The sequence below is a fragment of the Arthrobacter sp. Y3223151 genome (assembly GCF_059091125.1).
This window is the reverse complement of the sequence record NZ_JBNHGI010000003.1, coordinates 115,786-141,887: the sequence shown is the minus strand read 5'-3', so window position 1 is coordinate 141,887 and position 26,102 is coordinate 115,786. Positions and strand designations below refer to the sequence as shown.

Below are 26,102 nucleotides of genomic sequence, written 5' to 3'. Positions count from 1 at the left end.
CCCTATCCCCGCCGGCCGGGGCCGGCGTCTCTTCCATGCTTCCGTTGGCCGAAGGCATGCTGTTCGATTGCGGGCGGCAGGGGAACCGGCTTCTTTAGCGGCCGGGCTCCTCGGCCGCCCGCGTGATGGCATTGGCGACGCTCTTGAGGTGCTTATCCATGGCTGCGGCGGCCCGTTCCGGATCCTTGGCGCAGACCGCGTCCAGAATCTCCAGGTGTTCGGGCAGAGATACGGCCGGCCGGCCCGGCTGCATGGCCAGCCGGAACTGGAAGCGGACGCTCTGGCCGCGCAGGCGCGCGATCAGGGCAGCAGCCGTTTCGTGCCGGCTCAATTCCACGACCCGGCGGTGCAGGGTCTTGTTCAGGTCCGAATACTTCAGCAGGTCGCCGGCGGCCACGGCCCGGCTCATGGACTCGCCCAGGGCCTGGAGTTCCTGCACGTCCTCGTCGGTGACCTGTTCGGCGGCCTTGGCCGCGCAGATGGCTTCCAGGGCGGCGCGGACCTCGGTGATTTCCACCGCTTCCTCTACCGCGACCGAGCGCACCCGGGCGCCCCGGTTCTGGATGCGCTCCACCAGCCCCTCCAGCGTCAGCTCCGCCAGCGCCGCCCGGACGGTGGCCCGGCTGGCATGGAACTCGGCGCAGATGTCCGCCTCCACCAGTCGCTGGTTGGGCACGAGTTCGCCCCGGTCGATCGCCCTTTTCAGCCCGGCGACGACGGCGGCCGAGTCGGTTGATCGGGGTGCGGCAGTTTGGCTGGCGGTGCTCACGGGAGGGTGCTCCATGCTTGGATAGTGTGCTGACAAAGTTGTTGCCAATAACCTAGCCCATCGGTTCTCAGTGCGTGTCCGGCACCTCGACGGGCGGTGTGCCGTGGGTATGGAAGGTCGGGATGGTCTGCATCCCCCAGGCCTGGCCCTTCTTCCGTTCCGTCTCGGTCCAGACCACCGGTTCCCAGTCCGGTGCCAGCAGGAGCCGCGCGCCGGCGTTGGCGAACTCGATGCGGTTTCCGCCCGGCTCGTAGACGTAGAGGAAGAACGTCTGGTTGATGGTGTGCTTGTGCGGGCCGGACTCGATGTGGATGCCGTTCTCCAGGAAGATGTCGGCGGCCTTGAGGATGTCTTCGCGGGTGTCCGGGGCGAAGGCGATGTGGTGCAGGCGGCCGGAGGCGCCCAGATGGTCGGCCGAGTAGACCAGGTCATAGGACTTCTGGCCGAACCGGAACCAGTGGGCCGCGATGCGCCCGTTGTCCAGCCGGATCAGTTCGCTGTCCTTCAGGCCCAGGACGTCGGCCGAGAACTTCGCGTTCTCCTCCACGTTGGCCGCCAGGTAGTTGATGTGGTCCAGCCGGCGGGCGTTGACCCCGTGGCCGGGGAAGCGGGATGCCTGGTTTTTCAGGGCCGGCTTGTCGTCCGTGGCCCGGTACCACTCGGTCTCGTAGTAGACGGACATCGGGTGGCCGTCCGGGTCCGCGAAGTGGAAGGACGGCCCGACGCCGAATTCCCCGTCCCGCCACTGTCCGCCCTGCCCGGATTCCTGGATCGAAGCCACCAGCCGGTCCAGCGCCTCGGGTGAGGCCGCCCGGTGCGCGACCAGTCCGACGCCGGAGGCCTGGCGCGGGGTGAGCTTGATGCTCCAGTTTTCGTAGTCGTCCCAGGTGCGCAGGAAGACCGAGTCTCCGGCGCGGGCGACCTCCCGCATGGCCAGCAGGTCGTTAAAGAACCAGTAGCTCTCGTCGAACTTGTCGGTGAACAGTTCGATGTTGCCCAGGTGGGCGATGTCGCGGTGCTGGGGTGTCATGGTCTTCCTTCACGTGGTTGCGGGGCGGCCCGGTCTCGGGGAAAGACGGTGCCGTCGAACAGCTTCCGCGCCGTCCGCAGCACCGTGGAGGAAGTGGTGGTGATGCCGGCGGGGCCGGCGGCCAGTTCCGCGCCGACGTCCAGGTAGCCGGTGGGGTGCTCGAGCCGCAGCGGCCTCCCGCCCGCGGGGAGCCGGGCCAGTTCGTGTCCGACGGCGTTCGGCAGCTGGATGCCGGCCGCGACGGTTGTGGCGCCGAGCACGCCGAGGGACGTGTGGCAGCGCACCGGCAGGAAGCTGCGGGTGTTGACCGTGCCCCCGTTCCGCGGCGCGGAGAGCAGCACGAGCTTCGGCACGGTCTTGCCGGACACGTCGCCCATGCCCATCAGCTTGGCCGCCTCCCGTCGGATCCGGGCCAGCCGGTCCGCCAGGGCGGTGTCGGCTTCCAGTTCGGCCGGATCCTCGTAGCCGGTGACCCCGAGGTCGGCGGCCCGCAGCAGGACCGAGGGCATGCCGTTGTCCACGCAGGTCACGTCGACGCCGTCCGCCACGTCCGTCTCCCGCCCGGTGGGCAGCAGCGCCCCGGTGGAGGATCCGGCCGTGTCGGCGAAGTCCAGGGTGACCGGGGCGGCGGTACCGGGCACGCCGTCGATGGCCGCGTCCCCGCGGTAGTCCACCCTGCCGCCGGGCGTCGGGAAGGTGGCCGTGGCCCTGCTGTCCGAATTCACCATCCGGATGCGCACCGCCGTCGTGCTTCCCTGCGCCGGAAGCAGGCCGCGTTCGACGGCGAAGGGTCCGACGCCGGCGAGGATGTTGCCGCAGTTCTGGCTGTCCGTGACCGTCGCCTCGTCCACGGCGACCTGCAGGAACAGGTAGTCCACGTCGGTCTCGTCGCCGGCCGACGGGGAGATGACCGCCACCTTGCTGGTCAGCGGGTGCGCCCCGCCGATGCCGTCGATCTGGCGGGCGTCCGGGCTGCCCATGATCCGCAGCAGCAGTTCGTCGCGGTCGGCGCTGTCCGCCGGCAGGTCCCGGGCCAGGAAGTAGGCGCCCTTGGACGTGCCGCCGCGCATCAGCATGCAGCGGACGCCGTGGTCGTAGTCCCCGCCGGCTCCGGAAGGTGCGGCCGCGCCCGGGGGCCGGGCATCGCCGTCGTGCTCAGCCGTCATAGTCCTCGGCCGCCACGTACTGAACGCCGAGCTTCTCCAGCACCGGCCGCAAACCGTAGTAGTCCAGGCCCAGCGTCCCCTCCTGGAACCGGGACCGGGTCTTCTCCTCCTTGTCCAGGCGCGCCTGCGAAGCCTCGACCGCTGCCGGTGCTTCCAGCCGCGGCACGCAGACCACGCCGTCGTCGTCGGCCACGATCACGTCGCCCGGCCGGACCGTGACCCGGCCCAGGGTGATGGGAACGTTGACCGCCCCGGCGCTCGCCTTCACCGTGCCCTGGGCGTGGACGGCGGCGGACCAGGCGGGGAAGCCCATCGCCCGCAGTTCGGCCACGTCGCGCACCCCGGTGCTGGTGACCACGCCGCGGACGCCGCGGTACTGCAGGGCGGTGGCGAAGAGTTCGCCGAACAGGCCGTCGGTGCATTCGGACGTCGTGGTGACCACCAGGATGTCCCCGGGGCGGCACTGCTCAATGGCCGCGTGGATCATCAGGTTGTCGCCGGGCCAGCACAGCACCGTGACGGCGGTGCCGGCCACCCGGACGCCGGACTGGATCGGCCGGAACTGCGGGCCGGCCAGGCCGGTGCGGCCCATCGCCTCGTGGACCGTGGCGACGCCGAGGCCGGCGAGCGCGTCGGCGTCGGCCAGCTCGGCGCGGGGCGGGTTGGTGACGATGACGTTTCTCATGCCAGCGTGCCGGTCACTTGGGGGTAGTAGCGCATGTACGCCTCGCCCTTGGTGTCCGTGGGGAAGCCGAGGTTGGGGCCGGCGTTGCGTTTGACCTGCACGCCGCGGCGCGTGGCCAGGTCCGTGTAGTAGTCCCACATGTGCTGCTGCGCCGGCAGGCATTCCATCGCCGTGCGCTTGGCCGGGAAGGCCGCCGTGATGTCGAGCAGCACGTTGGGCTTGAAGTCGCTTTGCTCCGGCTGGTGCGGTTCGAAGAAGAACACCGGCGGGGCGCCCAGCGGGTCGCCCGGGGCGTCGTAGCCAATGGCCTGCGCCAGCACCCGCGCGTCCAGCGCCATCCGGGCCGCGACCGGGTGGTCCCCGTTGTAGGGGTCGGCCAGCGGATGGGTCAGCACCACCGTGGGCTTAACCTCGCGGTAGATCCTGACCAGCTCGTCCACCAGTTCCCGCGTGGGCACCAGCGGATAGTCGCCGGCGTCCAGGAACCGGACCTCGGCGCCGAGCGCCGCGGCGGCGTTCTCCGCCTCCTGCCGGCGGATCCCCTTGATCTCTTCGAGTTCCTTGCCCTCCCGCCAGGCCTTGGCGGACTCGCCGCGTTCGCCGTAGGACAGGCACACGACGACGGCGCGTTCCCCGCGCTGTGCCGCGGCGGCAATGGCGCCGCCGGCCCGCCAGACAAAATCGCCCGCGTGCGCGCTGACCACCAACAGGGCCGGCTGGGTGTCGCTCAAAGGTCCTCCCGGGGTCGAGTGTCCTAGGGGAAGTCAACCACCGGGAACCAGAATCGTCAACAATTCTGGTTCCACTTCCCGCGGGCTCTCCCAGACCGGCAAAATCCGCCCTTCCGACCAGGAGCCTCCGGGCCGCGGGCCTGCTAAATTGTTGGCAACAAACTGCGAGCCCTCGGAAGGCAGGGCGCCATGACTACCTACCCGCAGAAGCCCCCGGCAGGAGCGCCGTCGGTAGAAGACCAGGGGCGGTTGATCGTTCAGGGCACCGACCGGCCGGGCATCGTCGCCAGCGTTTCCACCCTGCTGGCCGAGGCCGGAGCCAATATCGTCTCGCTGGATCAGCACTCGACCAATCCCGAAGGCGGCCGGTTTTTCCAACGGACGGTTTTCCATCTGCCCCATCTCACGGCCCGGGTGGAGCAGTTGGCGCACAGCCTGGAGCAGCAGCTGTCCGGGGACCCGGACCTGTCGTGGCGGCTGGTGGAAGTCAGCCGGCAGAAGCGCGTGGCGATCTTCGTGTCCAAGTCCGACCACTGCGTGCTGGACTTGCTCTGGCGGCAGCGGCGGGGCGAGCTGCCGGTGAGCATCGCCATGGTTGTCTCCAACCATCCCGACCTCAGCTCCGATGTCCGCCAGTTCGGGATCCCCTACTTCCACGTGCCGGTGGACAAGGACGACAAGGCCGCGGCGGAAAGGCGCCACCTGGAGCTGCTGAAGGGCAACGTGGACCTGGTGGTCCTGGCCCGGTACATGCAAATCATCTCGCCCGGCTTCCTGGAGGAGGTGGGCGTCCCGGTGATCAACATCCACCACTCGTTCCTCCCCGCCTTTATCGGCGCGGCGCCGTACCGCAAGGCCAAGGAACGCGGCGTCAAACTCATCGGGGCCACCGCCCACTACGTCACGGAAGACCTGGACGAGGGGCCCATCATCGACCAGGACGTCATCAGGGTCTCGCACGGCGACTCCGCCGAAGACCTCGCCCGGCTGGGCGCCGACGTGGAACGCAGCGTCCTGTCCCGCGCGGTGATGGCCCACTGCGAGGACCGGGTGCTGCGCGACGGCAACAGCACCATCGTGTTCTAGCAGGCTCACGGCGCCTCCGGACCACGTTGCTGCCGCCGCCGCCGGCCCGTAGATCGTCGACGGCGTGGCCGCGCGTCCGGGGGTCAGGAGCGGTAGGTCTTCCGCGCGAAGTCGGCGTACGGCACCGGGGCGACCGTCGCCCGGATCTCCACCTGGCGGTGCGGCTCGACCTGGGGCTTGCGGGTATTGGGCTCCTCGCCCCAGAGCACGGTGACTTCCGTGCCCGGTGCGCTGTGCCGCTTCTCCACGGTGGCCAGCGAGAGGAAGGCCTGCTCGTTGGCCGCATAGCCGCAGTCGAAGGACAGCCCGGCGGGTTCCCCGCCTGCCAGCACCTGGTCCACCTGGTAGAACGCGTAGCGGGCCTTGGGCATGTCGAAGTACTTGGCCGGCAGCCCGTCCTCGCCGAGCGACCTGAACACGCCGGCCACGTCGTTGCTGTCCCAGACCAGGGTGACCTTTTCGCGGACCGGGTCCTCCCGCATCCGCTCCAAGGCGCTCCGGCCCAGGAAGTCATGGTCGAAGGAGACCACGCGGCCGTAGTTCAGGTCCCACGGCGTCAGGTAGTAATCCTCGATGTTTGGAGAGGCGAAGCTGCCGCCGAGCGACCCGGCGGCCGCGAGCGGCAGCCACTTCCGGTAGTCGGCGAGCCGGTCCCCGCTGAAGATGGCGGGCACCGGCGTCGGCACCCATCCGGAGCCGAGCGGGGAGGTGGAATAGGCCTTGGCGCCCACTTGGCGCAGGTCAAGCTCTTCGCCCGCCTCGAGGATGGCCTGGCGGACGCGTTCGCCCTCCTCCCACGGGCCGAAAATCTCGAACCCGGCCTGGCCGGCGATGCCGTGCCGGATAGCCCGGACCCGGCAGCCGGCGATCGTGAAGCCGGTCATGTGGAAGAACTTCACGTCGGGGACCGGCCCGCCGGTGAGCTTCTCCACCAGCGGCAGCGCCTGTGGCCCCTGCAGTTCGTACCGGTAGATCTTCGGGTCGCCCTCCCGGACCAGGGAGTTGCCGTCGCGCTCGGCGGTGGCGTCGTAGCCGCCCTTCTCCAGATGGAACTGCACCCAGTCCACGACCATGTGGTGGCCCACCAGGTTGAAGCTGCCCTCGGCCAGGCAGGCCAGGATGGCGTCACCGATCAGGTGGCCGTCCTCGTTGACCGCGACGAACTGCTTCGCGGTGTCCGGCCGGAAGTTGGCGAACTTGTTCACGCCCAGGTCGCTGAGCAGCTTCAGGGCGTCGGGCCCATCGAGGAACAGGTCGGTCATGTGGTGGGACTGGTCCAGCAAGGCGACGGACCGGTCCCAGGCCCGTTGCTCCGACCTCCAGTTGGTGAACTCCGGCTGGATCGGAAAAACGATGGGCAGCGCGGGCAGGTTCCGCAGCAGCTCCACCGGATTGCCGGTGCGTTGGATGGCAGCTTCGAGGTTTTCGGCAGTCATGTTCTTCTCCGTTCGGTGATCTGGTTCCGCGGCCGGGCGCTGGCCGCCGCTTGGCGGCCCGCGCGGCGGCCGTTTCGTTTATCCGGGACTTTCGGCGAACACCGGGATCACCAGGTGCGAGGCGGACTGCCCGCCGGTGTGGATACGGTGCTCCCCGTGGTTGACGGAGTCCTCGTGCCGGGCGTAGAGGTCGGGCTTGGGGTAGCGCATGACGTCGGAGCCCTGCACCACCAGGACCAGGGTGTCCCCGGCCTCGAAGCGGGTACCGGAGGGCAGGATCTCGATCTCCAGCCGGACCGGGCCGTCCTGGGGCAGCGGCAGGGCCCGCCGGTGGGCCAGCACCGGCAGGTAGTCGGTGGAGCGGTCCGGGTCGAGTTCGCGGTGGGAGGCGCGCTGCCAGCCAACGGCGACGGGGCCGTCGTCGAAAATGGCGTAGTAGGGGAAGCCGACCACCGTGCCGTCCCGGTCCTTCTTGAACAGTGCCACGAAGACGTCCAGGTCCCCGGCGTCCGGGGCGGACAGGAAGAGCACGGCCTTGGCGTGGCCCACGAGCATGGTCTCCTCGCGGAAGGCCAGGCTGAATTCCACCCGGTGCGGCCGCAGCCCGCTGCCCAGCGAGTCGTAGCCGGCGGCGCCTTCTGCGGCGGGCGGCTCCTCCGCGAGGGAGCCGGCCGCGGCATCCAGATAAAGGGTGCGGTACCGAGTCTGCGGAGCCGGCCAATCCGCGGCAGCATAGGTGCTCCCCTCGTAGAAGCGGTCCCGAACCTCGAGCCGCACCCGCGGCCAGTCCGCCAGGCCGCCGTCCCGCCCGTGGAGGAAGCGGTCGAAGAAGGCCCGCTGCTGCTCCACCAAGCCGGGGCGATAGTACTCGGCCCACTTCTTCCGGCCGTGCACGTACAGCCATTTTTCCTCGGAGGCGATCCGGCGGAAGCCCTCCAGGGTGCCCCGCGTGTGCAGCCCCTGGTCCGACCAGCTGGCGACGACGAACGCCGGCACGGTGACCTTCTCCAAGTCGGCGCTCTTGGACTCCCAGAACGCGTCGTAGAACGGATGCGCGGCCGTTTCGGCTTCCAGGTCTTCGATGGGGCCGGTGGCGTAGCCCCAGCGTTCCCAGATGTAGGGCCAGAACCACGTTTCCGGGATGCCGCCGTGCCGCGCCACTTCCCGGTAGGTGTCGGTCCAGCCTTCCCAGGGGTTGATCGCGGCCAGGTGCGGCGGGTTCAGCTCCGCCACGCGCCACTGGGACACGGTCAGGTAGGAGACGCCGGATAGTCCGACCTTGCCGTTGCTCCATTCCTGCCCGCCGGCCCACTCGATCAGGTCGTAGAAGTCCCTGGCTTCCTCCGGAGAGCAGTAGGTGGCCGCGCCCTCGGAGTACCAGGTGCCCGGAATGTCGGCCACGACGACGGCGTAGCCGTTCGGCACCCAGTAGGCGGGGTCCGGCGCCTCGAAGGTCGTCAGTTCGCTGGTGTAGCCGGCCCGCACCCCGCTGGTGGGGCGGACCACGCCCAACTGCTCGGTGATGTGCTTTCCGTACGGCGACCAGCTGACCAGCGGGGCGGCGGGCTCCCCGCCGTCGGGCCGGTAGACATCCACGCGGATCACCGCGCCGGACGAGGCGGCCACGGCGACGTCCCGCTCGATGACCATGCCGGGCAGCTGTTCGGTCCGCGGCTGTGGCGGACGGCCGCCGCGCTCTTCCGGAGCGTGACGGTGTCCCCTGAAGAGATACGGGATGGAGCCAGACATCGTGTCCGCCTTTCCGCGGTGCAGCCTCGGCCGCCGCCGAACGCGTGCTGTTTCGCCTGCCCCGCGCCGGGCCATAACGTTCGCATCACGACCTTGACATGAGATAGATCACATCGTTAGCTTCAATGTCAACATTCTTGTTAGCACCACCGGCCAGCGGCGCCGGAATCGAGCAGTCTCCCGCCTCCAGGAAGCGTTGAATCCATGTGGCGAATGGCAGAGAGTGTGCGGCCATGACGGCCAGGCTGACCGTTGAGGATGTTTCTCTGCACTTTGGCGGCATCAAGGTGTTGGATTCCGTTTCCTTCGAGGTGGCCCCGTCGACGGTTTTCGGGCTCATCGGCCCCAATGGCGCCGGCAAGACCTCCCTGTTCAACTGCGTCAGCGGGCACTACAAGCCGTCGTCGGGATCCATCGGCATCGACGGCGCGGACGTCCTCTCCCGTGCACCGTCCGCCCTGGCGCGGATGGGACTGGCCCGCACGTTCCAGCATCCCGCGCTGCAGCTGGACCAAACGGTGCTGGACAACGTGCTCCTCGGCGGCCACTCACGGTTGTCCGGCGGCGCGCTGTCCTGGGCACTGCGGCTCCCGCACGCCGTCCGCGGCGAGCGCGCGCTCCGCCGGCAGGCCCATGACGTTCTGGCGCGGTTGGACCTGGACTGGGCCACCCGCCTGCCGGCGGGCGAGCTCGCCCACGGTTTCCGCAAGCGGGTGGAGTTGTGCCGGGCGCTGCTCAGCCAGCCCAAGCTGCTGCTGCTCGATGAGCCGGCCGCCGGGCTTTCCCACGCGGAAGTCGAGGACCTGATCGGCTGGATCAGGAACCTGCGCGCGGAATTCGAGCTGACCATCGTCGTCGTCGAACATCACATGGGTTTGATTGCCGCGGTGACGGACCGGCTGGCCGTGCTCAATCAGGGGCGGAAGCTGGCGGAGGGCACGGCGGCCGAGGTCCGGCAGGATCCGCGTGTGGTCGAGGCGTACCTCGGGCAGGGGGCGGCGTGACGGGCCTCCTCGAACTCTCCAACGTGCGCGCCTGGTACGGCCGGGCCGTGGCGCTGCACGGCATCAGCCTGAGCGTGGCCGACGGCGGTGCGACCGGCATCCTGGGGGCCAATGGCGCCGGCAAGACCACGACCTTGCGCACCATCAGCGGCTTGGTCAAGACCAGCGGGGACATCACCTTCGACGGCCGCAGGATCACCGGGATGCGGCCCGACCAGGTGGCCCGGCTGGGCATTGCCCACGTGCCGCAGGACCGCGGCACCCTGGCCAACCTCAGCGTGCAGGACAACCTGCTGGTCGGCGCCTACCGGCGCAAGGACCAGCGCGGCGTCGCCGCCGACCGGGACCACTACTTCGATCTCTTCCCGCAGCTCGCGGCGCGGAGCAAGACTCCCGCCGCCGCGCTGTCCGGCGGCGAGCAGCAGATGCTCGCGATCGGCCGCGCCTTCATGTCCGGGCCCAAACTGGTGCTGCTGGACGAGCCGTCCCTGGGGCTGGCGCCCAGCACCGCCAGCCAGGTCTACGAGGCGATCGCCAAACTGCGCACCGAGACGGGGCTGTCGATGGTGGTGGTGGAACAGAATGCCGCTCTGGCCTTCTCCATCGTGGACGAGGCCACGGTGTTGGAAACCGGGCACACCGTGCTGTCCGGGCCGCGCGAAGAGCTCATGGGCATGGACGCCATCCGCAAAGCGTACCTGGGAGGGTGAGCCGTGGATTCACTGTTCCTGCAGCTCATCATCGACGGCCTGGGCAACGGGGCCATCTACGCCGCCCTGGCGCTGGCCCTCGTGCTGGTGAACCGGGCCACCGGGCTGATCAACTTTGCGCAGGGGGCCATGGCGGTCTTCTCCACCTTCCTGGCCTGGACCCTGTGGCAGGCAGGCATTCCGCCGGCGCTCGCCATTCCCCTGGCCATCCTGGTCTCCGCGCCGCTGGGCGCCGGGGTGGAGCGCCTGATCATGCGGCGCTTCGAGCGCGGGCTGCCCGACACCGCCATCATCGTCACGGTGGCCCTGCTGGTGCTGTTCACCGGGCTGGCCGGCCTGTTCTGGGGCTACAACTCCCAGCAGTTCCCCTCCCTCTTCCCGCTGGGCACCTTCCAGGTCGCAGGGGCCTTCATCAGCTATCAGTCGCTGGGCAACATCGTGGTGCTGCTGCTGGTGGTGCTGGCGCTGCAGCTGCTGTTCAAGAAAACCAAGCTCGGCCTGGCCCTGCGGGCGGTGGCGGACAACCCGGAGTCCAGCGCGCTCTCGGGCATCCCGGTGGGCCGGCTGCTCATGGTGGGCTGGGCCCTGGCCGCGGTGCTGGGCGCGATCGCGGGCGTGTTGATCGCCCCGAAGGTCTTCTTGTCCCCGCACATGCTGGACCAGGTGCTGGTCTACGCCCTGGCCGCCGCCATCCTCGGCGGCCTCAACAGCCCGCTGGGCGCGGTGGTCGCCGCCGGCCTGATCGGCGTGGTGGAAAACCTCGCCGGGGCCTACATCGGCTTCATCGGCGACGACCTCAAGATCGCCGTGCCGCTGATCGCCATGTTCATCGTGCTGCTGGTCAGACCCCAGGGCCTCTTCGGGCAGAAGGAGGTGGTGCGGGTATGAGGCGCAAGGTGTTCGCCTCGCGCTGGTTCCGGATCGCCGCCGCCGTCGTCGTCGTGGTGCTGGCGGTCCTGGCACCGCTGCAGCTGATCCCCTACGTGAACTACCAGCTGACCGTGGTCGCCGCCTTCGCCGTCGCGATCCTGGGGCTCAACCTCGTGACCGGTTACGCGGGGCAGATCTCGCTGGGCCAGAGCGCGTTCGTGGGGCTGGGCGCCTACGTCACCGCGTACGGCGTCACCGAGGGCTGGCCGGTCCTGCTGACCTTCGTGCTCGCCGCCCTGATCCCCGCCGTCGTCGGATTCCTGGTCGCCCTGCCCGCGGTCCGGCTGCGCGGGGTTTCGCTGGCCATGGTCACCATCTCGCTGCCGATCATCGCGGACCGGCTGGCCAAGCGGCTGGACGATTTCACCGGCGGCTCCGTCGGCATCACGGTGCAGTGGATGAACGCCCCGGACTGGAGCGGCCTGGCCGACGACCAGTGGCGGTACTACGTGGTGCTCGGCATCGCCGCCGTGCTCTTCGTGCTGGCGGCCAACCTGACCCGTGGCCGGATCGGACGGGCCTTCGCCATCGTGCGCGGGAACGAGGCCGTGGCCACCGCGATGGGCGTCTCCAACTACCGGTACAAGGTCCTCGCGTTCACGGTCGCGTCCCTGTACGGCGGGCTCGCGGGCTTCCTCTACCTGGCCGCCGTGCAGTACATGTCCCCCGCCACCCTCAGCTTCGTGGTCTCCATCAACATGCTGGCGGCGATGATCATCGGCGGGTCGGCCAGCATCGTCGGCTCCCTGCTCGGCGGAGTCTTCTTCGTTTTCATTCCGGTCCTGGCCGGGCAAATCGACGCCTCGCACACGCCGATCATCTACGGCGCCGCCCTGCTGGTCATCCTGTTCCTGGCCCCGGGCGGGCTGGTGACCCTGCCGTCGCTGCTGCGGCGGATGCGCCGCAGACGCGCGGAGCCCGAGGCCGCCGTCAAGGCTCCCGATACCGGCCCGGAAGTCCAGACCCCGACCACCACCGCGATGTGAGCCGGCAGGGGGCCGGCTTTCCGATCCAGCACAAGGCCCACAAGGCTAAGGAGAGAACAATGCGAACACGGCATATCGGACGCGGCGCCACGGGTGCCGTGGCCGCCGCGGCAGCCCTCACGCTCGCGCTCAGCGGTTGCGGCCGGGGCGACGGCGGCAACTCGCCCGAGGGCAGCCCGGGCGCTACGGAGGGCGGCGGCGGAGCCGAGCAGGGCATCACAGACACCAGCATCCTGCTCGGCAGCACCACCTCGCTCAGCGGTGTGGCCGGCGCGCCGGGCAGCTGCCTGGTCGCGGGCATGGAGGCCTACTTCGGCGCGGCCAATGCCGACGGCGGCGTGGAATTCGGCGACGGCAAGACGCGCACCGTGGAACTCAAGGCGTACGACGACGCCTACGATCCCGGCCGCGCCGTGGCGAACTTCCGGCAGATGATTGCCGAGGGCGTCTTCGCCAACGTCAACGGCCTGGGCACCCGCACCAACCTGGCCGTCATGCCGGTGGCCACCGAGGAAGAGTTCCCGCAGGTGTTCGTGGCCTCCGGAGACTCGGTGTTCAGCGAAGACCCCGAGGCCAACCCGTGGACCATCGGCTGGATGCCCACCTACTACGCCGAAGGCAACTCGTTCGGGAAGTTCCTGGTGGACTCCGGCACGGCCGTCACCGTCGCCGTGCTGGAACAGAACGACGACGCCGGCAACGAGTTCGTCGCCGGGCTCGAGGACGCCATCGAAGGCTCGGAGGTGGAGATCGTCCAGCGGGCCACGTTCGAACCGGGCGACCCGACCGTGGACGCGCAGATGGCGCAGTTGGCGGACAGCGAGGCCGACGTCTTCTTCTCGGCCAACACGGTGCCGGCGTTGACGGCGTCGTCGATGGTCCGGGCGCAGGACCTCGGCTGGACCCCGTCCATCTTCCTGGCGGCCGTGGCAGCCAACGAGCGGGACGTGCTGGAGCCGGGCAATGCCAGCGCCTTCCCGAACGTGTACAGCACCGGCTTCACCAAACAACCCACGCAGACCGACGACGAGGAAGTGAAGGAGTTCCTGGCCGACATCGAGGAGTACGCCCCGGACACCGCCGACCAGATCATCCCGCACTGCCTCTGGGGCTACGCCACCGCGGCAACCCTCGAGGAGGCGTTCAAGAACATGGCCGAGCCGACCCACGAGGCGCTGATGGAAGCGGTCCGCAACGTCAAGGACTTTGAGCCGCCGCTGCTGCTCGACGGCCTGAGCGTGGACACCACCACCACCATGGCCCCGATCTCCGAGGTCCAGGTCCAGGAACACACGGGCGAGGGGTACGTGCCGGCGGAGTCCTACGCGCCGTAACACACATCTGGTGCGCCGGGACAGCGCCGGCCGTCTCCGGCGGTCGGCGCTATCCGCTGAACAGGACACGCCACGGACAGGGCGTTTCCCGTTCAACGGTGGCGCGGCGTACATGCGATATGCATAAATTCGGTTTGCCTAACCAAACTAGTTTGGGTAGGCTTGTGGTGTCCCGCCCGGCGTGGAAGAACCGGGAGCTGAACGAATTTTGGTATGCATCCAACACGTTCTTGGACGAACGCTTGAATTTGTCGAAAAGGAGTATTGATTGGCGGTTAGCTTCTCTCAGAATCAGTTTGGACCCCTTGATGAAGCGCTGATGCGGACACGGTCGGAGAAGCGGTTCAGAACGCCCTTCGAAGCCGCGTTCCTGGCGCAACTGTCGCCGGGCGATGCACCAGGCACAGTCTTTGGGCAGCACAAGGGGCCAATCGGCGAGGAAGTTGGTCCAGAATTCAACGGTGTCGGGCTGGCGCATCCCGGGCGTTTCTTGCGGCAGCCTCGGGCAAGGACTGCGTCGCATTAAGCAGTGCTTGTGCCGACGGATGGATCACCCGGGCAGCCAAGCCCGCTGGGAGTACGACCGCTTGGCCCTGCCTGCCTGAGCGCCACCGGCAAACGCAGCGATGTGCCCGGTACCCCCAAGTGTGACCCGTCCACGCCGAGCAGTCGACAGGGCACCGCGGGTACGGAGCGTGACTCCCTTCTGTGGCCAGACCGAGTCAGGAGAGGATGCTTATGAACGGAACGGATGCGGTGGCTACTTCCATCCCCGAGGACCCCGTGGGGCAACTGAACTACGCGATGCAACTGGTCGGCCAAACGCTCGTGGGAACCCTCATCGCGGTCGGTACAGTCCACCTCTTGAGTGCACTTCTCGTGCTGACAGTCGCCGGAAGGGGGCGACCCTTCATCCGGATAGGCCTCACAGCCGCGGCGCTACTGATCCCTGTACTGGGCCCGGTGGCGGCAGTGATGGTCCTGTGGGACAGGATGGGCGGCAGCCCCCACCGGCGCCGACCGCAATATATCCGAAACGCTAAGAGCGCCTAGGCCGCTAAATTCGTTGCCGCCGCAGTCGGCCCCCGAGTAGGCTCGCGCTTGTCTCCACCACCCACCCTTTGAACAGGAGCCAGCCATGCCCAAGCCCACCCTCGCACCCGGTGCACCCTGCTGGGTGGACCTGATGACCTCCGATCCGGAGCGAGCCAAGCAGTTCTATACGGAGCTTTTCAGCTGGACCTATGAGACCGGCGACCAGGAGAAGTACGGCGGCTACATCATGGCCTTCAAGGACGGCCATGCCGTTGCGGGCATCATGCAGAGCCAGCAGGCCGGCACCCCTGACACGTGGACCACCTACCTGCGCGTGGACGACATCGACACCACCACCAGCATTGCCGCGGCCCACGGCGGCCAGGTCTACGTTGAGCCGATGGAAATTCCCGAACAGGGCAAGATGGGCATGCTCGCCGACCCCGGAGGGGCCGCCGTCGGCCTCTGGGAGTTCGCCGGGCATACCGGCTACGAGCTGGCCGCCGAGCCTGGCTCCCCCGCCTGGCACGAACTCTTCACCCGCGACTACCCCGCCACCGTGAAGTTTTACCAGGACGTATTCGGCTGGGATACCGACGTCATGAGCGACACCGACGAGTTCCGCTACACCACGCTCGGCTCCGGCGACACCGCGGCGGCCGGCATCATGGACGCCGGGGCGTGGCTGCCCGAGGGCGTCCCGGCGCACTGGCGCATCTACTTCGCCGTCGAGAACGCCGACGCGGCCGTCGAAAAGGCCGCGGCCCTGGGCGGGAGCGTGGTCCAGCCCGCCGAAGACACGTCCTTCGGCCGCGTCGCCACCCTGACCGACCCGACCGGCGCCATGTTCCTCGTGGTTCAGGAACTGCCGCACGCATAGCCTCGGGATGGCGGCCCGCCCATCACGTGGAGGCCCCCTCGGGAGCGGTCCCGCCGTCAGCCCAGCCGCGGGGTCCGAGGCGGCTCCGTGCGGCGGGCGCCGGTCGCCTCGAAGGCGGCCGCCACGGCCAACAGGGCGTTGTCGTCGTAGGCCCGCCCCGCGAAGGTAAGTCCCACGGGCATGCCGATGTCCGCCGTCGTGCCCATGGGCACGGTGACGGTGGGAATGCCCAGGTGGCGCGGGACGAGGTTCCCGTTGGCCACCCAGACGCCGTTGCGCCAGCCGAGGTCTGCCGAGGCCTGGTTGACGTCCATGTCCGCGGGGCCGATGTCCGCCACCGCCGGGAAGACGACGGCGTCCAGCGCGTGGCGGTCCAGCCAGGCCTCCAGGTCCACCCGGCGGGTTTCCTCGAGCCCCCGCAGCCCCTCCTCCAGATGGGGGATCTCGGTGAACGAGGCCACGCCGTGTTCCCGCACGTGCGCCGGATAGGCGGCGATGTCGTCGAAATCGTCGAAGGGGTCCGGCAGGGCTCCGGGCGGGTGCGGGAAAATCTTTGCCCCGTCCACGTCGGCCAGGGTCCGAAGCGCCGGATCCCCGTTGGCGGCGAGGAAGTCATCCCACGCCCACGCCGAGAGATCCACGATCTCCCGCCGCAGGTACTCCGGGCTGACCAGGCCGCGGGTGCCGATTTTCGGGGCACCGTGCCGGTCGCCCTCGTAGTTGGAGACGACCGGGAAATCCACGGGAACCACCTCCGCACCCGCGGCCTCGAGGTCGCGGCGGGCAGCTTCCCACAGCTCGATGACGGAGGCCCGGGTCTCGATCCGCTGCCCGGTGGGACCGCCGATGCCGGGGTCTTCGCCGGTGCCGGCCTCGGGATCGGCGTTAATGTACATGCGGGGCACGCCGAACCGTTTTCCCTGCAGCGCGTCGCGTGCCTGCTGCAGTCCGCGGGGCGCCAGCGCCGGGTAGGAGGCGGGCCGGACCGACGAGGCGGCTGGGAGGGGCACCCAGGGCTGCAGGCGCCAGAAGTCGCCGCGGGTTTCGGGGTCGTCCGCCACGACCACGTTCAGCACTTCCAGCAGGTCGGCCATGGTCCGGGTGTGCGGCACCACCACGTCCATGGTGGGAACCAGCGGCCAGTTGCCCCGCACCGAGATGATGCCGCGCGACGGGGTGTAGGCACACAACGCGTTGTTCGACGCGGGCGCCCTGCCGCTGGACCAGGTTTCCTCGCCGAGCCCGAACGCGCCGAAGCTTGCCGCCGTCGCGGTTCCGGAGCCGTTGGACGAGCCGGAACCGAAGGCGGCCGTCAGGAAGTCGGCGTTGTAGGGGCTTTCGGCGCGCCCGTAGAGACCGCGCTGCATGCCCCCGTTGGCCATCGGCGGCATGTTGGTGAGGCCCAGGAGCACCGCCCCTGCCGCGCGCAGCCGTTCAATGGCGAACGCGTCGCGCCGGGCCACCAGCTGCTCGAACGCGGGCGAGCCCGCCGCGGCGGTCAGGCCTTCGGCCAGGTAGCTGTCCTTCGCCGTATAGGGGATGCCGTCCAGCGGTCCCAGGGTCTCTCCGCGCGAACGCCGCCGGTCGGATGCGCGGGCGTCCGCGAGCGCCTCGGGATTCATGACGACGACGGCGTTCAGCCGGATGCCGCCGTGGTCGTAGGCGGCGATGCGTTCCAGATAGGCGTGCGTGAGTTCCTCGCTGGTCGCCTGTCCCGTGTGCAGCGCCTCGCGCAGCTGGGCAATCGAGGCCTCCACGACGTCGAACCGGCTCATGCTGCCGCCTTCGCGCCGAGCCTGGGTTGCTGCTGGGTGATGCAGTGGATCCCGCCGCCGCGGGCCAGTATCGGCCGCGCGTCCACCGTGACCACGCGGCGGCCGGGGTAGGCCTCGGCGAGGATGTCGGCTGCCAGAGTGTCGGCGCGTTCCTCGCCGTAGCCGCAGGCGATCACGCCGCCGTTGACCACCAGGTGGTTGACGTAGCTCCAGTCGACGAACCCCTCGCCGTCCTCGAGGGTGTCCGGGGCGGGCAGCTCGACGATGTCGAACGGCTTGCCCGCCGCGTCGATCTGGGTCTCGAGGAAGGACCGCAGGGACCGGCTGACCTCGAAGTCGGGGTGTGCCGGGTTGTTTTGCATATGCAGCAGGATCCGTCCGGGCGAGGGCAGGGCGGCCACCATGTCTATGTGCCCCCGCGTGCCCAGGTCCTCATAGTCACGGGTCAGCCCCCGGGGCACCCACACCGCATGGGTGGCGCCCAGCGTGCGGGCCAGCTCCGCCTCCACCCGCCCCTTGTCCGCATACGGATTCCGATCGGGGTCGAGCTGCACTGTTTCGGTCAGCAGCACGGTGCCCTCGCCGTCGACGTGGATGGCGCCGCCTTCGTTCACCAGCAGGGAGGGGACGAGTTCGGCGCCGGCCTGCGCGGCGACAAAGCTTCCGATGCCGCGGCTCTTCTCCCACTCGGCCCAGGCCGGCGCGCCCCAGCCGTTGAAGGTCCAGTCCACCGCTCCGAGGACGTCCGGCCGTTCGTCGTCGACCACGAAGGTCGGGCCGATGTCCCGCATCCAGAACTCATCCAGCGGCGCCTCGTGCCGGTCGATTCCGCTGTCCAGCATGCGGCCGGCGCGCTCCCGCTCCGTCGGGTCCACCACCATGGCGACCGGTTCGAACTCCGCGACGGCGTGTGCCACCGCGACCCAGGCGCCGTACGCCTCCTCGGCCGACGCCGCGTCCGCGCCCAGCGTCAGGCCGGCCCGCGGGAACGCCATCCAGGTGCGCTCGTGCAAATCGGTTTCCGCCGGCATTCTCCAAGCCACAGAGGCCTCCGTCTCGTGAGGAACAGGAAGGGCCGCCCGCCCCGCCTTGTTGATCGCTTGATCAATAATGCAGCGAAATTACTCTAGACTGTTCTGTGATGTCAAGCACACCCAAACGCACCGCCCGCAAGGCGCCCGCCGAGCGTGCCGCGGAAATCGCCGAAGCGGCCCGGGCCGTCGGGCTCGAGCAGGGCCTTGCCGCGATCACCCTGCGCAACGTGGCGGCCAGGGCCGGGGTGGCCCCTGGCCTGGTGGCGCACTACCACCCCGCCATCGACGCCCTGGTGGCCGGCGCCTTCTCGTCCATCGTGGCCGCTGAAATCGATGAGGTGTCGGCCATGGTGGCGGCCAGGCCCACCCCGCAGCAGGGCCTTGGCCTGCTGCTCGACACGCTCCTGGACGACCGCCGGCTGGATGTGACGGCGGTGTGGGTGGAAGCGTGGTCCCTGGGCCGCCGGAACGAGGCGCTGGCAGTCAGCGTGCGCGCCCAGATGGATGCGTGGCAGGCGGTAATCCGGGAGCTGCTCGAGGCGGGCGTCGCCGCCGGCGAGTTCACCACGCCGGACGCGGAAACAGTGGCCTGGCAGGTTCTGGGCATGATCGACGGGCTGAATGCCCAGGGGCTGGTGCGCTGGAACGGGGTCAGCGACCGGCACACCCACCTCGCCCGCGCCGTGGAAGTGATGGTCGGAGCGGCGCCGTCGTCGCTGTTGCCCCACCCGGCGCCCGCCGCGGACAAGTGACGCGCGGACGCATGCCAAGGTGCGGGACGACGGCGGCGGCTCGCCATGGCAGGTGAGCGGCCGCCGTCGTTCTGGTGGGATTACTTGTCCTGGCTGATGCGGATCATGTTGCCCGAGGGGTCCCGGACGGCGCAGTCGCGCGGTCCCCACGGCTGGTCCATAGGCTCCTGCAAAACCTCCGCCCCGATCGACACCAGCCGTTCGAAGGCGGCGTCCAGGTCATCCGTGCGGAACACGAGCATGGGCAGTACGCCCTTGACCAGCAGCTCCTGCAGCTGGTCGCCGTCGGCCTGCGAGCGACCGGCGTGGGGTGCGGACAACACCAGATCCAGTTCGGGCTGGTCGGGGCTGCCCATGGTGATCCAGTGGAAGCCGTCGTTGGCCACGTCGTTGCGGACCTCGAGCCCCAGGCCGTCCCGGTAGAACGGGATCGATTCCGCGGGATCGTTCACGGTGATGTTGCAGTACTGAAGTGAAATAGTCATGCGGCCAAGCTACGCCCGGGCCGGCGCGGCCGCTTCTTCGATCCTGCTCGATCTCGGGTCCACCGGCCGGGTGAGCAGCTTCGCGATGCACGGCGGCATGGCCTCCGCCGCCGGATGCTCCCGGGCCCGATAGGCGCTGGGGGTTTCGCCCACCAGCTGGGTGAACCGCGTGCTGAACGATCCCAGCGACGTACAGCCCACCTCCATGCACGCGTCCGTGACGCTCGCGCCGGAGCGCAGCAGCGCCATCGCGCGCTCAATCCGGCGGGTCATCAGGTAGTTGTAGGGCGTCTCCCCGTAGGCGGCCTTGAACCGGCGCGAAAAATGCGCCGGCGACATCAGCGCCTTCGCCGCCATCGTCGGCACATCCAGCGGCCGGGCAAAGTCCCGGTCGATCAGGTCCCGCGCCCGGCGCAAATGCGCCAGGTTGGCCAGCTCCTCAGGAGTCACACGTTGAGGTTATCCCCTGCCCGCATCGGCGGGTAGCCGTGACGGCGGCGGCCGGCGGCCGCCGCCAGCTTTCGCGGCCCGAAAGGCAGCTATTGCGGGCCGTTGGCCGTTTGACGTCGCGGCCGGCAATTACCGGGTGACAGTTCGCGATCCGCCCCTCCACTCTGGCGCAATCCCGGGACCCCCGGCTAGCGTCTCGTTACCGGCAGTTCCCTCGAGCTGCCGATTCCGCCAGCGCAGCCGCAGTAACCGGCTGCGCTGGCGCATGAATCGCTCAACCTGTGGAGGACATGCAGTGAAGCACCAGCCCAAGAGCAGCATCAACGTCTCGCCCAAGCCCCGGCGCTACCGCAGCCTGGCCGCTGCGGCGGCCCTCGCCGTCGTCATTCCGCTCGGCGCCGCAACCCCTGTTCTTGCGGATGCCAACTTCCCCTCTCCCGAGGGCAACACCAGTACCGCCAGCATCCTGACCTACGACGACCTGGTGAAGGAGCTGCAGAAGCTGGAAAAGAACAGCCGCTTCGGCGTGGACGCCTTCACGCTCGAGGAGGCCGGCACGCAGGTCAACAAATCCGAGCAGGGCCGCGACCTCTGGGTGGCCACCGTCGGCACCGGCGCCGAGCACGTGTGGATCCAGGGCCGCATCCACGGCAACGAACCTTACGGCACCGAGTCGATCCTGGCGCTGCTGAAGGACCTGGGCACCAACGGTTCGGCGGACTATCAGCTGCTGCGCGAGAAGTTCACCTTCCACTTCATCCCGATGTACAACCCGGACGGGTCAGAGGCCAACATCCGCCACACCGTGCTCTGGGACCAGGCCGCCGATCTGCCGGAGTTCGGCGCCAACGGGCGGGAACAGCGGATAGACCTGAACCGGGACTGGACGCCCAACGGATTCGTGGCCGACGAGTCGCTAGCCTTCTACGAGTACTGGACCGACGTGAAGCCGGCCTATGCCGTGGACATCCACCACCAGGGCCTGAAGAAGGAATGGGGCACCGGCGACGATGTCACGCTGTCGCTGGGCATCTCGCTCGCCCCGGGCGGCCCGACCCTGCCCGGAATCGAAGGCGGGGCCTACGACGAAGTCACCCGCCAGATGCTCGTCCATGTCTACGACGAACTCTCCAAGTACGGTTCCATCAACATGGACCGCTACCAGGTGGGCAACGGCCTGGAGATCGACATCAAGGGCGGCGTGTCCTCGGCGATGATGCTGGGCCTGGACTATCAGGGCCTGAACCCGGAGGGCCACTCCAACCCCGTGGTCTTCTTCGAGACGTCCGGCAACACGTCGGACGGCAGCCTCGGCCAGAAGGCCCGGGGCAAGAGCGTCAGGCAGAACCTGCTCGCCATGAAGGAACTGCTCCTGGGCCTGGCCACCGGCGAAGTCCAGCAGGAGGACGCCGACCGCTGGGAGGAGATCCCGCACCAGCCGGTCACCGGCTACAACACCGACTACGCCGGGACCATCCCCGTCCCGTAGCCGGCCTCGCCAGCAGTGGCGTAGCGTTTCCGGCGCTGCGCCACTGCGCCACCAACGACGGCGGTGCGCACGCCAGCGGGCCGCGTTCCCGACCCAGGGGTGCGCCGCCGTCGCAACGCCCATTGCCATGCGTCCACGGTTGCGCCACGCTGATCCCGTGGCACAACCCCGGGACGGCGAACCGCCCGCACACGGTGCGCGTCCCAAAGATTCCGCGGAACGTTCCGAGCAGCCGGAGCGAAACTCCGCCATGTTGGCCCGGGAGTCCAGCGAATTTGACCGAGGCATCGGCTTTTACGACGTCATTTACGGATTCGCCATCACGCTGCTGATCACCAACCTGGATGCTCCGTCGGCGGAGGCGTGGCAGGACCTCCGGTCGCTGGCACGCTCCGGCCTGGTGCATCAGCTTGCCGGTTTCGCCCTGAGCTTCGTGGTGATCGCCGTGTTCTGGCGGATGAACCTCCGCCTGATTAAACGGCTCGCGGCTCTTGATTCCGCAACGACGACGGCGAACCTGGTGGCTGCCTCATTCGTCATCCTGATTCCGTTCACCACGCAGGGCATCAGCGACCCCGAGACATCGTGCTTGGCACTCTCGACCGTGCTGTACGCTGCCAACCTTGCCCTGGCTGCCCTGGCGCAGCTGGCCATGTTCGAGATTGCCCGCAGGAACCGTCTCGAGATCGAGCCGATGAACCGCAGGCAGCATCGGGCGTTCGTGCTCGATTCCCTCGTCCCGCCGCTGGTTTTCGCCTTGTCGATTCCGGTGGCCTTCGCCGCGGGCGGGACGGCGGGAAAGCTCACCTGGGCCTCGCTCATAGTGCTGGGGCCGCTTTCGGGCAGGCTCGCCGCGCGGGGAAGCCGGCGGCCGACGGCTGGTTCACGGCTGAGGGTGCGCCGGTGACCATGAATTCCTACACGGTGCAGCGAAACCCGCCGCCCCTCGGCCAGTGAGCGGGAGGCAGGAGCGCTCCTTAAAAGGTGGAGGGACGGACGGGCTTGCGCCCGTGTCCGTCCCTCCCGGCTTCTTCGCTGTGGCTAAAAAGCGAGCCTTATGCCTCCACGATGATGACCGTGACCACGGGCTTGCGCCGCAGCGCGCGGTCGGACCAGCGAATCAAGGCCTGGGCGATCGCCTTCTCGGCGTCCGGGCCGGTCTTGTCGCCGCGCAGTTGCATCAGCGTCTTCTCGACGATGCCGGTGGCCTTCTCCAGCTGCTCGACCGCCGGGGCGAAGCCGACCGGGAAGAACTCCGGCTCTTCCTCCAGCCGCCCGGTGTCCGGGTTGACGATCAGCAGCGCGGTGACGGCGCCATCTTCGGCCAGCCGCAGCCGGTCCTGCAGGGAGGCTTCGGTGGCCGCGCCTGCCACCATGTTCTCCACATAGACGTAGTCGGCGGCGATCTGGCCGGAAACCCGTGCCACGCCGTCCTTCAGGTCCACCACTATGCCGTCTTCGCCGATCAGCGCGCGCTTCGGGTCCACGCCGGTGCGGACGGCCAGTTCGGCATTGGCCTTCAGGTGGCGGTGCTCGCCGTGGACGGGCAGCACGTTCTTCGGGCGGACCAGGTTGTAGCAGTAGACCAGCTCGCCGGCGGAGGCGTGGCCGGAGACGTGGACCTTCGCGTTGCCCTTGTGCACCACGTTGGCACCGCGCTTGGTCAGGTCGTTGATTAGTCGGTAGATGGAGGATTCGTTGCCCGGCACCAGCGAGGACGCCAGCAGCACGGTGTCGCCTTCGGTCAGGTCAATCATGTGGTCGCCGCCGGCCATGCGGGCCAGCGCCGCCATCGGCTCGCCCTGGGAGCCGGTGCAGATCAGCACGGCCTTGGTGGGCGGCAGCTTCTCTAGTTCCTTGAAGTCCACCAGCACCCCGCGCGGGATGTTCAGGTAGCCGAGCTCGCGCGCCGTCGTCATGTTGCGCACCATGGACCGGCCCACGAAGGCGACCTTGCGGCCATACTTGTGTGCCACGTCGATGACCTGCTGGATGCGGTGCACGTGACTGGCGAAACTGGAGACGATCACGCGGCGCGGGGCGGTGCGCATGACCGTATCGATGGCCGGCACCAGATCGGCCTCGGCCGCGAGGAAACCGGGAACTTCGGCGTTGGTGGAATCCGGCAGGAACAGGTCCACGCCCTCGTCGCCCAGCCGCGCGAACCCGGCCAGGTCGGTGATCCGGCGGTCCAGCGGGAACTGGTCCATCTTGAAGTCGCCGGTTGCCAGCACCAGCCCGGCCCCGGTCCGGATGGCCACGGCCAGTCCGTCCGGAATGGAGTGGTTGACGGCCAGGAATTCCAGGTCGAACGGACCGAACTTCTTCCGGTCGCCCTCCTTGACCTGCACCATCTTGGCGTTCAGGCGGTGTTCCTGCAGCTTGGTCTTCACGAAGGCCAGCGTCAGCTTCGCGGAGATCACGGGGATGTCGGCGCGTTCCTTCAGCAGGTACGGCACGCCGCCAATGTGATCCTCGTGCCCGTGGGTGAGGACAATGCCGACGACGTCGTTGAGGCGTTCGCGGATGTAGGAGAAGTCGGGCAGGATCAGGTCCACGCCCGGGTGCTGCTCCTCGGGGAACAAGACGCCGCAGTCCACGATCAGCAGCTTGCCGCCGAACTCGAACACCGTCATGTTCCGGCCGATTTCGCCCAGTCCGCCCAAGGGGACTATGCGCAAGGCGTCCTTGGCGAGTTTCGGAGGAGTTTGCAACGGCTTGGTGTTCATGGATTCCGATCTATAGTGCGGTGTGTTGCCGGGCATCAACGCCCGAAGCCGGAGTTGCCGGCACTGAAGTCTTAGGTGGCCGATGCGCCCGAGGCGCTTCGACGGCGTTCCGCGCAGCGGGTGCGGACGGAAAGCATACTTCTCCCGACTTTACCACCGGGCAGAAGGAATCCCGCCCCGGTCCAGGCCTGCCGTGAATAATGACGGCGCCGGCGTACTCCGAGTAAGTCATCAACGGAGGCGAGGATCGCTTCGGCTAGGGTGGCTGGGAGGATTTCACCCTGCCCCCACACGACCCGAAGGAGCCAGCCACGGTCCGCGCATTCGCCTCCCGGCCGGCGTTGCCGTGGGTGATTCTGGGCATCGCCATCCTGGCTTTAAGCCTGCGTGCACCGATCATCGCGCCGACCGCCGTTGTCGGGGACATCCGCGCCGACACCGGCTTGTCTGCCGCGGGGGCGGGCCTGCTCACGGGCCTGCCGGTGCTGCTCTTCGCGCTGGCCACTCCCCTGGCGACGCATACGATCCGGCGCTGGGGCCCGGAAGCCACCGTGGTGCTGTGCCTGACCGGCGTCCTGGCCGGAACCGTCATCCGCTCCTTGGGCCCGGTATCGGCGGTGCTTGCAGGCACGGCAATCATCGGCGCGGCACTTACGCTTGGCAACATCGTGGCTCCGGTGCTGATCCGCCGCGACGTGCCCTGGAACCGCGTTTCCGCTGTCACCGGCGTCTACTCGGCCACGATGAACGTCGGGTCCATGGCGACCCTGCTGGGCACCGCACCGCTCGCCGCGCTCGTCGGATGGCGGTGGGCGCTGGCGGCCTGGGGTGTGTTGGCCGTCCTCGGCCTCGTCTATTGGCTGCCGACGGCGCGGCGACGGCGCGCGGCGTTGGCACCCGGGCCGGGCGGCGCGTCCGGTGAACCGCCCGCCAACACCGCCGCATCCAGACCCGCTGGCACCGATGGATCCGGGACGGCTGCGGTGCCGCGCCCGAAGACCGGCGGCGGGCGCCGCAACAGGTGGATCATCGGGTTGCTGACCTTGGCCTTCTGCGGCCAGTCGGCCGCCTACTACGGAACCACCACCTGGCTGCCCCTGCTGCTGTCCGAAGTCCGGGGCATGTCCATTACTGCCTCCGGAGCCACGGCCTCTCTCTTCCAGGTGGCCGCCATTGTCGGCGCTTTCGGGGTGCCGCTCGTGGCAGCACGAGCCCGGCTCTGGGTGCCGACGGCAGGCATCGCCATCTTGTGGATGACACTCCCCCTCGGCCTGCTCCTGGCACCCGACGCCTATATCTTCTGGTCCATCATGGGCGGGATAGCCCAGGGCGGCGGGTTCACGGCCATCTTTTCGATCATCCCGCGCGTGGCCCGCAACGACAACGAGGCCGCCTCCGCCTCCGCCCGGATCCAGACGGGCGGATACCTTGCCGCGACCTGCGCTCCGCCGGTGGCCGGATGGCTGAACACGGTAACCGGCGGCTGGACCGCTCCGCTGCTTCTTGTCCTCGCGTGCACGGTGGCGTTCGCCGCCGGCGGGCTGCTGGCCGTGCGGGCGTCCGAGCGGCAGTAGGCCGCGGAATCATTTCTGGCCTGCCCCGCCAACAGGTGTCAAGACGCTGGTGAACCCCTCTGATGAATCGTACAATTCTGCTGCTGTCGTCGTTCGGCGAGGCCGAATTGGGGTAGTTGGGGGAAGCAGATGCAGCACCGGGCAGAGGGACTGACGAGGGACCCATCCCCCGGCGCGAAAACCCCGTTGAAGCAGCCGGATGTTAAGCGGTCACCCAGCGGGCGAATCCCTCAGTGGGCGATGGACGAGGCACTGGGAATTCCTTCCCCACCCCGGCCCGCCG

At 68.8% G+C, this 26,102-nt stretch carries 24 protein-coding genes; 12 read left to right on the top strand and 12 right to left on the bottom strand.

From position 1 onward, the window contains the following. Positions 1–94: 94 nt before the first annotated feature. From AC5RUP_RS06600 to AC5RUP_RS06580, 5 genes are all read right to left on the bottom strand, one after another. On the bottom strand, positions 95–769 hold the full coding sequence (locus tag AC5RUP_RS06600; protein WP_494154626.1) for a GntR family transcriptional regulator: 675 nt from the start codon (positions 767–769) through the stop codon (positions 95–97). A gap of 67 nt (positions 770–836) precedes the next feature. Beyond that, complete coding sequence (locus AC5RUP_RS06595) at positions 837–1,799, bottom strand: VOC family protein (protein ID WP_494154625.1); 963 nt, start codon at positions 1,797–1,799, stop codon at positions 837–839. Further along, entirely contained in the window at positions 1,796–2,965 is a 1,170-nt protein-coding gene (locus tag AC5RUP_RS06590; protein ID WP_494154624.1) for a 4-oxalomesaconate tautomerase, read from the bottom strand. Before AC5RUP_RS06590 ends, AC5RUP_RS06595 begins: the two co-directional genes overlap by 4 nt. Continuing rightward, entirely contained in the window at positions 2,955–3,650 is a 696-nt protein-coding gene (locus tag AC5RUP_RS06585) for a 4-carboxy-4-hydroxy-2-oxoadipate aldolase/oxaloacetate decarboxylase (RefSeq protein ID WP_494158387.1), read from the bottom strand. The genes AC5RUP_RS06590 and AC5RUP_RS06585 overlap by 11 nt, the downstream gene beginning before the upstream one ends. Continuing rightward, positions 3,647–4,381, bottom strand: a complete 735-nt coding sequence (locus AC5RUP_RS06580) for a PIG-L deacetylase family protein (RefSeq protein ID WP_494153928.1) — start codon at positions 4,379–4,381, stop codon at positions 3,647–3,649. Before AC5RUP_RS06580 ends, AC5RUP_RS06585 begins: the two co-directional genes overlap by 4 nt. 189 nt (positions 4,382–4,570) lie before the next feature. Between AC5RUP_RS06580 and purU the strand changes: the two genes are divergently transcribed. Then, positions 4,571–5,467: a formyltetrahydrofolate deformylase gene (purU, locus tag AC5RUP_RS06575; protein ID WP_494153927.1), complete on the top strand. Its 897-nt coding sequence runs from the start codon at positions 4,571–4,573 to the stop codon at positions 5,465–5,467. An 83-nt stretch (positions 5,468–5,550) separates the two neighbouring features. Here purU and AC5RUP_RS06570 read toward each other — a convergent pair whose 3' ends face one another. Next, the gene (locus AC5RUP_RS06570) at positions 5,551–6,903 is read right to left on the bottom strand and encodes an aminomethyl transferase family protein (protein ID WP_494153926.1); all 1,353 of its coding nucleotides are present in this window, start codon (positions 6,901–6,903) and stop codon (positions 5,551–5,553) included. 78 nt (positions 6,904–6,981) lie between these two features. Beyond that, positions 6,982–8,652 (bottom strand): CocE/NonD family hydrolase, encoded by a 1,671-nt coding sequence (locus tag AC5RUP_RS06565; protein WP_494153925.1) that lies wholly within the window; start codon positions 8,650–8,652, stop codon positions 6,982–6,984. Between the two features lie 233 nt (positions 8,653–8,885). Here AC5RUP_RS06565 and AC5RUP_RS06560 point away from each other — a divergent pair, with 233 nt between their 5' ends. From AC5RUP_RS06560 to AC5RUP_RS06530, 7 genes are all read left to right on the top strand, one after another. Next, positions 8,886–9,656 (top strand): ABC transporter ATP-binding protein, encoded by a 771-nt coding sequence (locus tag AC5RUP_RS06560; RefSeq protein WP_494153924.1) that lies wholly within the window; start codon positions 8,886–8,888, stop codon positions 9,654–9,656. After that, positions 9,653–10,366: an ABC transporter ATP-binding protein gene (locus AC5RUP_RS06555; protein ID WP_494153923.1), complete on the top strand. Its 714-nt coding sequence runs from the start codon at positions 9,653–9,655 to the stop codon at positions 10,364–10,366. The genes AC5RUP_RS06560 and AC5RUP_RS06555 overlap by 4 nt, the downstream gene beginning before the upstream one ends. Positions 10,367–10,369: 3 nt before the next feature. After that, positions 10,370–11,254: a branched-chain amino acid ABC transporter permease gene (locus AC5RUP_RS06550; RefSeq protein ID WP_494153922.1), complete on the top strand. Its 885-nt coding sequence runs from the start codon at positions 10,370–10,372 to the stop codon at positions 11,252–11,254. Further along, positions 11,251–12,282, top strand: coding sequence for a branched-chain amino acid ABC transporter permease (locus AC5RUP_RS06545; protein WP_494153921.1), 1,032 nt, complete (start codon positions 11,251–11,253; stop codon positions 12,280–12,282). The genes AC5RUP_RS06550 and AC5RUP_RS06545 overlap by 4 nt, the downstream gene beginning before the upstream one ends. A 59-nt stretch (positions 12,283–12,341) precedes the next feature. Beyond that, positions 12,342–13,616 carry an ABC transporter substrate-binding protein gene (locus AC5RUP_RS06540; RefSeq protein ID WP_494153920.1) on the top strand — a complete coding sequence of 425 codons (1,275 nt, stop codon included), beginning with the start codon at positions 12,342–12,344 and terminating at the stop codon, positions 13,614–13,616. Between the two features lie 738 nt (positions 13,617–14,354). Then, on the top strand, positions 14,355–14,669 hold the full coding sequence (locus AC5RUP_RS06535; RefSeq protein ID WP_494153918.1) for a hypothetical protein: 315 nt from the start codon (positions 14,355–14,357) through the stop codon (positions 14,667–14,669). A gap of 85 nt (positions 14,670–14,754) precedes the next feature. After that, the gene (locus tag AC5RUP_RS06530) at positions 14,755–15,531 is read left to right on the top strand and encodes a VOC family protein (protein ID WP_494158386.1); all 777 of its coding nucleotides are present in this window, start codon (positions 14,755–14,757) and stop codon (positions 15,529–15,531) included. A gap of 56 nt (positions 15,532–15,587) precedes the next feature. Here the strand turns inward: AC5RUP_RS06530 and AC5RUP_RS06525 are convergent, their stop codons facing one another. Next, positions 15,588–17,306, bottom strand: coding sequence for an amidase (locus AC5RUP_RS06525; protein ID WP_494158385.1), 1,719 nt, complete (start codon positions 17,304–17,306; stop codon positions 15,588–15,590). Further along, positions 17,303–18,349: an agmatine deiminase family protein gene (locus AC5RUP_RS06520; RefSeq protein ID WP_494154920.1), complete on the bottom strand. Its 1,047-nt coding sequence runs from the start codon at positions 18,347–18,349 to the stop codon at positions 17,303–17,305. Before AC5RUP_RS06520 ends, AC5RUP_RS06525 begins: the two co-directional genes overlap by 4 nt. A gap of 98 nt (positions 18,350–18,447) precedes the next feature. Between AC5RUP_RS06520 and AC5RUP_RS06515 the strand changes: the two genes are divergently transcribed. Next, the gene (locus AC5RUP_RS06515) at positions 18,448–19,092 is read left to right on the top strand and encodes a TetR/AcrR family transcriptional regulator (protein WP_494158384.1); all 645 of its coding nucleotides are present in this window, start codon (positions 18,448–18,450) and stop codon (positions 19,090–19,092) included. A gap of 80 nt (positions 19,093–19,172) precedes the next feature. Here the strand turns inward: AC5RUP_RS06515 and AC5RUP_RS06510 are convergent, their stop codons facing one another. Both AC5RUP_RS06510 and AC5RUP_RS06505 read right to left on the bottom strand, forming a co-directional pair. Then, positions 19,173–19,577, bottom strand: a complete 405-nt coding sequence (locus AC5RUP_RS06510; protein WP_494154412.1) for a VOC family protein — start codon at positions 19,575–19,577, stop codon at positions 19,173–19,175. A gap of 9 nt (positions 19,578–19,586) precedes the next feature. Further along, positions 19,587–20,027 (bottom strand): helix-turn-helix transcriptional regulator, encoded by a 441-nt coding sequence (locus AC5RUP_RS06505; RefSeq protein WP_494154413.1) that lies wholly within the window; start codon positions 20,025–20,027, stop codon positions 19,587–19,589. A gap of 295 nt (positions 20,028–20,322) precedes the next feature. On the opposite strand from AC5RUP_RS06505, the gene AC5RUP_RS06500 reads away from it, so the two are divergent. Together AC5RUP_RS06500 and AC5RUP_RS06495 are read left to right on the top strand one after the other, a co-directional pair. Then, entirely contained in the window at positions 20,323–21,516 is a 1,194-nt protein-coding gene (locus AC5RUP_RS06500) for a M14 family zinc carboxypeptidase (protein ID WP_494154414.1), read from the top strand. 157 nt (positions 21,517–21,673) lie between these two features. After that, complete coding sequence (locus AC5RUP_RS06495; RefSeq protein ID WP_494154415.1) at positions 21,674–22,423, top strand: TMEM175 family protein; 750 nt, start codon at positions 21,674–21,676, stop codon at positions 22,421–22,423. Between the two features lie 148 nt (positions 22,424–22,571). Here AC5RUP_RS06495 and AC5RUP_RS06490 read toward each other — a convergent pair whose 3' ends face one another. Further along, positions 22,572–24,245: a ribonuclease J gene (locus tag AC5RUP_RS06490; protein WP_493969597.1), complete on the bottom strand. Its 1,674-nt coding sequence runs from the start codon at positions 24,243–24,245 to the stop codon at positions 22,572–22,574. Positions 24,246–24,595: 350 nt separating this feature from the next. Between AC5RUP_RS06490 and AC5RUP_RS06485 the strand changes: the two genes are divergently transcribed. After that, a complete protein-coding gene (locus tag AC5RUP_RS06485) occupies positions 24,596–25,819 on the top strand; it encodes an MFS transporter (RefSeq protein WP_494158383.1) in 1,224 nt (407 codons plus the stop codon). Positions 25,820–26,102: the final 283 nt, after the last annotated feature.